The organism is Arthrobacter sp. SAFR-044 (genome assembly GCF_051965175.1).
In the GTDB taxonomy this organism is placed as follows: Bacteria; Actinomycetota; Actinomycetes; order Actinomycetales; family Micrococcaceae; genus Arthrobacter.
Genome location: NZ_JBQCMK010000009.1, coordinates 225,097 through 232,231, shown reverse-complemented (window position 1 = coordinate 232,231; position 7,135 = coordinate 225,097). Strand labels below are relative to the sequence as shown.

At 68.1% G+C, this 7,135-nt stretch carries 4 protein-coding genes; 2 read left to right on the top strand and 2 right to left on the bottom strand.

What is annotated here, in order from left to right; all coding sequences use genetic code 11:
* Nucleotides 1–80 precede the first annotated feature (80 nt).
* The gene (gene lipB, locus ACTHQS_RS15435) at nucleotides 81–749 is read right to left on the bottom strand and encodes a lipoyl(octanoyl) transferase LipB (protein ID WP_440170605.1); all 669 of its coding nucleotides are present in this window, start codon (nucleotides 747–749) and stop codon (nucleotides 81–83) included.
* A gap of 137 nt (nucleotides 750–886) precedes the next feature.
* Here lipB and ACTHQS_RS15430 point away from each other — a divergent pair, with 137 nt between their 5' ends.
* Nucleotides 887–2,569 (top strand): serine/threonine-protein kinase, encoded by a 1,683-nt coding sequence (locus ACTHQS_RS15430; RefSeq protein WP_440170602.1) that lies wholly within the window; start codon nucleotides 887–889, stop codon nucleotides 2,567–2,569.
* A 38-nt stretch (nucleotides 2,570–2,607) separates the two neighbouring features.
* Here ACTHQS_RS15430 and ACTHQS_RS15425 read toward each other — a convergent pair whose 3' ends face one another.
* A complete protein-coding gene (locus ACTHQS_RS15425) occupies nucleotides 2,608–3,510 on the bottom strand; it encodes a TIGR01777 family oxidoreductase (RefSeq protein ID WP_440170600.1) in 903 nt (300 codons plus the stop codon).
* Nucleotides 3,511–3,584: 74 nt separating this feature from the next.
* Here ACTHQS_RS15425 and ACTHQS_RS15420 point away from each other — a divergent pair, with 74 nt between their 5' ends.
* Entirely contained in the window at nucleotides 3,585–7,127 is a 3,543-nt protein-coding gene (locus ACTHQS_RS15420; RefSeq protein WP_440170597.1) for a S41 family peptidase, read from the top strand.
* The last annotated feature ends 8 nt before the right edge of the window (nucleotides 7,128–7,135 follow it).

Sequence of the window (7,135 nt, the reverse complement as noted above, 5' to 3'; positions counted from 1 at the left end):
CCACTCGGGCTTGCGCTCCACCGGGACCGCAGCGTTGCGCTGCTCGATCCGCAGCATCTTCCGGCCTTCAGGTGCCAATGTCACAGTAGAGCTCCTTCAGGGCTCGAAACCAATGCTTCTTCATGCTTGCGGAATTCCGCCACGAACCGGTCCGCAATGTCCGCGGGCCGGATGTCCTTGCCCGTTTCCAGGGACATGGTGGTTACTCCGGCGTCGGTGATGCCGCAGGCAATGATCTGGCCGTACGCTGCCAGGTCGTTGCTGCAGTTGATGGCGACGCCGTGCATGGTAACGCCGTTCAGGACGCGGATGCCGATAGCTGCAATCTTGCGGTCGGGGCCTTTGGAATCGGCCTTGATCCACACACCCGCGCGGCCCTTGATGCGTTCGGCGTTAATGCCGTAGTCGGCCATCACGGTGATCATGATCTCTTCAAGGCGCTCCACGTAGTCCCTGATTCCGGAGCGGTTCTTCAGCTTCAGGATGGGGTACGCAACCAGCTGTCCGGGGCCATGCCAGGTAAGTTTGCCGCCGCGGTCCACCGCGACAACCGGCGTACCGTCAAAGGGCCGCTCGTGGTCCTCGGTGAGCTTGCCTGCCGTATATACAGCGGCATGCTCCAAAAGAAGGACTGTGCTGGGCGCACTTCCGGCGACAACTTTGTCATGGAGTTCGCGCTGGGCATCCCAGCCGTCCATGTAATCAACGAAGTCGGGGGCAAGACCCAGCTGTGAAAACTCAAGAGTCATGGCATCCAGCTTAGACCCCGCAGCCGAACCGGCCCGGTTTAGTGTCCAAGCTCACCGCGCGCACTCTTTGTGACTGCGCCCGCCACGGGCTGTGGATAACTTCTGCAGCAAGGCCGGAACTCGGCTAGACATGGACCATGGACGATGCACAGGCACCTGAGGTTCCCGGTTACGACGTCGGCCGGCTGCTGGGGAGGGGCGGCAGCGCGGACGTGTGGCTGGCAAGGGAACAACGGACGGGCCGGGAATGCGCCGTGAAGTGCTTCCGTGCCAGCGGAAGCAGGAGGCGCAGCGGCACGACCATCACCGGCGACGACGTGCGGCGGGAGATCCGCATCCTGTCCGTCCTTGACCACCAGCACCTGATCAGGGCCCACGAGGCGGTGGAGGGGACGGAACCCTGCAGCGGCACAGCCTTGATCATGGATTATGCTCCCGGCGGGTCCCTGGCGCAGTTGGTGTCCGCCCGCGGCAGCCTCAGCGTGGGGGAGACGGTCACAGTCCTGACGCCCATCGCGCAGGCACTGGCTTACCTGCACGGCAAAGGCTTCACGCACTCCGACGTCTCGCCGGGAAACGTCCTGTTTACCGGCCAGGGAAAACCGATGCTGTCGGACCTGGGCGTCGCCAGGATGCTCGGCGACCCGGGCGGCAGGACCGTGGGAACGGGCGGTTTCCTGGACCCCGCCCCGGTGGACGCCGTCCGTGCAGGCCTCCAGCCGGAACGCGACGTGTACTCGCTGGCGGCCCTCGGGTGGTACTGCCTCACGGGGGAAGCGCCCGGGCGCACGGCAGACCGCCCGCCCCTGCCGCTCCTGGTTCCCGGCGTTCCCAAAGACCTTGCGGCTGCACTGGAGGCAGGCTTGAACGACGAGCGGCGGCTGCGGCCTGATGCGCTGGCGCTGGCTACTGCTGTTTACCGCAGCGCAGAACCACACCCCGTGGACCTCTCCGATGCCGTCCATCCCACTGTCCTGCCCGAGCTGATGACGCGGCGACAGGTTCCCGCTGCGGGGAAGGGCAGCGGACTGCGAATGAAACTCCAGGGGTTGCGCCGCCGGGCGGCGTCATCCCGCTGGCCCGGACGGCCTGCACCGGCACGGCTGTCACAGGCGCGGAACGAGGCGCCATCACCGGCGCGGGACAGAACCTGGCCAGGGGCGAAAGCCGCGGGGGAGTCCCGGGGAAAACACGTGGATGGCCCCATTGGTGGCCAGGTTCGGCGGGTGCTCCTGCGGTCCGTCCTGCCGCTCATTGCCGCGGCGGCGGCAGTGGTGTGGTGGGTGTCATCGTCCGCGGGGGACAGCACGCGGCATGTGGGTGGTGCAAACGGGCTGCCACCGCTGTCTGCGCCCTCGCCCTCGGCCGCAGTCAGTGCCGGTGGAGGGGCAGGAGCTGCGGTACCCGTTGACGTTGCGCGGCTCCAGGCCGCAGCAGTTGATCCCGTGGCAGCTGCGCAGGGGCTGGCGGCGCTGCGGGACTACGCTTTCAGCACCGGGGGCGTGGAACTCCTGGCAGACGTGAACGCCCCCGGGTCATCGGCAGCCGCCGCGGACCAGCGTATCGCCCGCCAGTTCGCCGCCTCCGGCCAGCGCCTCGCCGGATTCACCACCACGCTTTCAGAGCTGGCTTCGGAAGACGGCGCCACCGACGTCCATGCCGTGGTGCGGGCAGTGTCCGCTACCTCCGGATACCGGATGGTGGACGCGGCTGGCACGGTGCTGGCCACGGGGACACCCACCCGGCCGCAGGTACTTCGGCTGGTCCTGGTGTCCGTGGATGGACAGTGGCGGGTGAGTGACATCCTGCCGGGCCCGTAAACAGGCACACCGGCTGTTGTCCGATTCCCTGCGCACGGCTAGGAGGTGCCGGTCTTTCCGGCCACCCAGCGTGCAGCGTCTGCCAGGTGCCCGTGCTGCCACTGGAACCCGGCAGCCGCCAGGACAGCAGGCTCCATCCGCTGGCTCCCAAGCAGCAGTTCCTCGGCCAAACCGGGCATCACGGTGCGCAGCACGGGGGCAGGAACCCGCAGCACGGCAGGCCGGTGCAGCGCGTGGGCCAGCGCCGCCACGATGGTGTTCACGTCCGCCTGCTCAGGGGCAGCCACATTGACCGGGCCGGAGACCGGGGAGCCCAGGAGGAACAGGAACGCGGCCGATACGTCGGGAAGCGTCACCCAGGGCCAGAACTGCCGGCCGTTTCCGAATGGACCGCCCACACCCAGGCGCAGCAGCGGGAGCAGCTTGCCCAGCGCTCCACCGGAACGGCTGAACACCACCCCGGTACGGGGCGTCACCACCCGCACTCCCGGCGGCGCCATCAGAGCCGCCTGCTCCCATTCCAGGCAGATCTGCGCCAGCGTCCCGGAGCCTGCCGGAGCGTCCTCGCGCAGGACAGTGTTGCCGGCATCACCGTAGTAGTTGGCACCTGACTGGCTGATGAAGGTGGCTGGTGGCGTATCGGCCCGTGCCATGGCCTGCACCAGCGTCCTGGTTGGTCCCAGCCGTGAACTGAACAACTCCGCCACGCGCCTCCGGGTCCACGGCCGGTCACCGATGCCGGCGCCGGAGAGGTTCACCACCGCGTCGACACCGGCAAAAACACCGGGATCGAGGACACCTGCCGCCGGGTCCCAGCGGACTTCGGCGGCGCTTGCCGGGGGCCTGCGGACCAGCGTCACCACCGAGTGGGCGGCACGGCGGAATGCTGCGGACATGTAAGTACCGATAAGCCCGGAGGCGCCGGCCATGACAATGTGCATGGGTCCATCTCACCACGGCAGCCCGGGCCGTGTAGCTCCCGTGGGGCGGGGTAGCAGTTGACTATGATCGAACGATGACCTCTTCGAGCTACTTCCGTTTCCCGCATTTGCATGGTGATCTGGTCACTTTCGTGGCCGAGGATGACGTGTGGATTGCGCCCCTGGGCGGCGGCCGGGCCTGGCGTGTCTCGTCGCTCCAGCTCCCTGCCCGCAACCCGCGCTTCACGCCCGACGGTAAGCGCCTGGTGTGGACCGTCGTGCAGGGAACGGCACCGGAGGTGGTCTCCGCACAGGTCGACGGCGGCGGGTACCGGCAGCTCACCTATTTCGGCCACAGCAGCACTAAGGTCAAGGGATTCACCACCGGGGGCTCCGTGGTGGTCACCAGTGCCTTCCGCCAGGCCGAAAGCCGGCACACTCACGCCTACAGTGTTCCCCTCGAGGGCGGCTGGGCCCAGGAGCTTCCCTACGGGCCGGTTGAGTCCGTTGCCTTCGGTCCCGAGGTAGGCGATGAACGCCCTGTAGTGCTGGCAAGCGTACTGTCCCGCGAACCGGCATGGTGGAAGCGGTACCGCGGCGGAACGGCAGGGAAATTGTGGATCGACCGCGACGGCAACGGTGAGTTCGAACGCCTGCTCCCGGACCTCGACGGCAACCTCACCGATCCCCTCTGGGTGGAGGGCCGGATCGCGTTCCTGTCAGACCATGAGGGCTACGGCAACCTGTACTCGGTCCTGCCCAGCGGTAAGGACCTGCGCCGGCACACCGACCACCAGGACTTCTACGTCCGGCATGCAGCCACTGACGGCAAGCGGGTCATCTTTGAATCCGCAGGGGAACTCTGGGTCCTCCATGACCTGGGCTCGGACGCGGTAAAGCTGGACATCACCCTCGGCTCCGCCTCACAGACCAGGCGCCCCGCATTGCTCGACGCCGTCAAGCACCTGGGGGCGGTGGCGCCGGATATGGCCGGCGCCGCCAGTGCCGTTGAATCCCACGGCACCATCCACTGGCTGCGGCACAAAGACGGTCCATCCCGCATCATCGAGGCCACCCCGGGCGTCCGCGGCCGGCTGCCCAGGCCGCTCGGGGACGGCCGCATCGCCTACATTGCCGACCACGACGGCGTGGAAGCCCTGCACATCAAGGACATCGCCGCTCCCGTTCCGCACACCGCAGCGCAGCTGGATCCGCAGTCCGGCAGCGTCCCGGCCGCCGTCGCGGGCGCTCCTTCCAACCCTCCCGCGAATGCTTCCGCGGAGGCGGCAACCGGCGGGGAGGACACTGACGCAGTCAGCCTTCCCCGGCCTGTTCCCGCGTCCAGTGGCAAGCCCGCGGGAGCCGCGGCACACGTACCCTCGGATGAGGAGCAGCAGGCCGACGTGGCGCCCACGGATGCAGCTCCCGCCCCGGCTGCCCAGGCAACCCCGGCGGAAGCAGGCATCACCGTACCGACGCCGTCCCGTGCCAGTTCCCTGGAGGCAAGTCCCGACGGCCGCTGGGTTGCCCTGGGAACATCGTTCGGCGACGTATACATACTGGACACCCGCAGCGGCGCCCTCAGCCAGGTGGCCAGCATCGGGGAAGGGAGCATTTCCGAACTCGCTTGGTCGGCGGACTCGCGCTGGCTGGCCTGGTCGGAGCCCGTCACCTCCTTTGGTTCGCGCAGCCGGCTGCGCCTGGCCACCGTGGACCGGCTCGACGCCGAGCCGGTGGACGTTACCGACGGCCGCTTCCGCGACGCGTCGCCTGCGTTCACCCCGGACGGCAAATTCCTCGCCTTCCTGTCCAACCGCAGCTTCGACCCCGTGTACGACGGACATTCGTTCGATCTCTCCTTCCCCAGCCCCATCAAGCCCTACCTGGTGGCACTCGCGGCTGAGACGCCGTCGCCCTTTGGCCCGTCGGTTGATCCCGCGGGCGCGGAGCTGGATACCGGCACGGACGCGAAGTCCACGGATGCAGCCGAGGCAGGGGAAAGCCCCGTGCCTGCGGTCAAGGTGGATGCGGAGGGCCTGGCCCACCGCGTGATCGGTGTCCCCGTGCCACAGGGCAACTACAGTTCACTGAAGACGGTTGACGGTGCGCTCCTCTGGCTCGACTCCGTCCTGGCAGGCGTGACCGGCGACGGGAAGGCCAGCCAGGAGGACAAGGACGCCCGTCCCAGCCTGGTCCGGTACGACATCACCCGGCGCAAGCAGGCCACCCTGGTGGATGCTGTGGACAGCTACCGCCTCTCCGGCGATCGCAGCAAGGTGGTGGTGGTTGCCGACAAGCAGGTCACCGTGGTTCCGTCGGACGCCAAGGCGGACGAGGAATCGGGCAAGGTGGTCAAGGTGGACCTGGGCCGGATCCGTGTCCTGATGGACCCGCTCAGCGTCTGGGGACAGGCATTTGACGAAGCCTGGCGGCTGCAGCGCGACTTCTTCTGGACCGAGGACATGGCCGGCCAGGACTGGGAATCCATCCACGCCCGCTACCGTCCCCTGGTGGATCGGCTGGGCTCCCACGATGACCTGGTGGACCTGCTGTGGGAACTGCACGGCGAACTCGGAACGTCCCACGCGTACGTGCGCCCCGCCGCGGTCACCGAGCGCGGCAGCCGCGGACAGGGCAGGCTCGGCGCCGACCTCTCGCACACCGCGCGGGGCTGGGAAATCACCCGCATCCTGGCGGGCGAGTCCTCTGACCCGCTGGCCACCTCCCCGCTCACCCGGCCGGGCGTCGGTGCCAAGGCGGGGGACGTCCTGCTGGCCGTCGACGGCGTCCCGCTCTCCGAAAACGTAACCCCTGCCATGCAGCTGGTGGGAGCCGCCGGCCGCGCTGTGGAACTCACCCTCCTCAACGGTCCCGGACACGGCGGCGCTGAAGGCACCCAGCGCCGGGTCGCCGTCGTCCCTGTCAAGGATGAGGAGCGCCTGCGGTACCAGGAATGGGTGGCGGGCAACCGGCGGACCGTCCGCGAGGCCTCCAACGGAACCTTCGGCTACCTGCACATTCCCGACATGATGGCCAACGGCTGGGCCCAGCTCCACCGGGACCTGGACACGGAAACCGCATTTGATGGACTGATCGTCGATGTCCGCCGCAACCGCGGGGGCCACACATCACAGCTTGTGGCTGAGCTCATCGGCCGCAAGGTCACGGGGTGGAGCATGCCGCGCGGGGAGAAGCCCCGCACCTACCCCCACCACGCGCCGAGGGGGCCAGTCATCATCCTGGCGGATGAATTTGCCGGCTCAGACGGCGACATCATCACCCAGGTGTCAAAGCTGCGGGGCATCGGGCCGGTGATCGGAACGCGCACGTGGGGCGGCGTTGTCGGCATCGACAACCGGTTTGCGCTGGCGGACGGCACCGGCGTCACCCAGCCCCGCTATGCGAACTGGTTCAGCGGCGGCGTTGGCTGGAGCGTGGAGAACTACGGAGTTGATCCGGATATCGAGGTGGCGTACCCGCCGCATGCCTATGCTGCCGGACGTGATCCCCAGTTGGAGTACGGCATTGGGGCACTGAAGGAAATGATCCAGGAACTGCCGACTGACCGGCCGCCGGCCCGCTCCGGCTACCGCAAGGTGCTGCCCGCTCCGCTTCCGGCCCGAAGGCACGAAGGCTAGCGCCACCA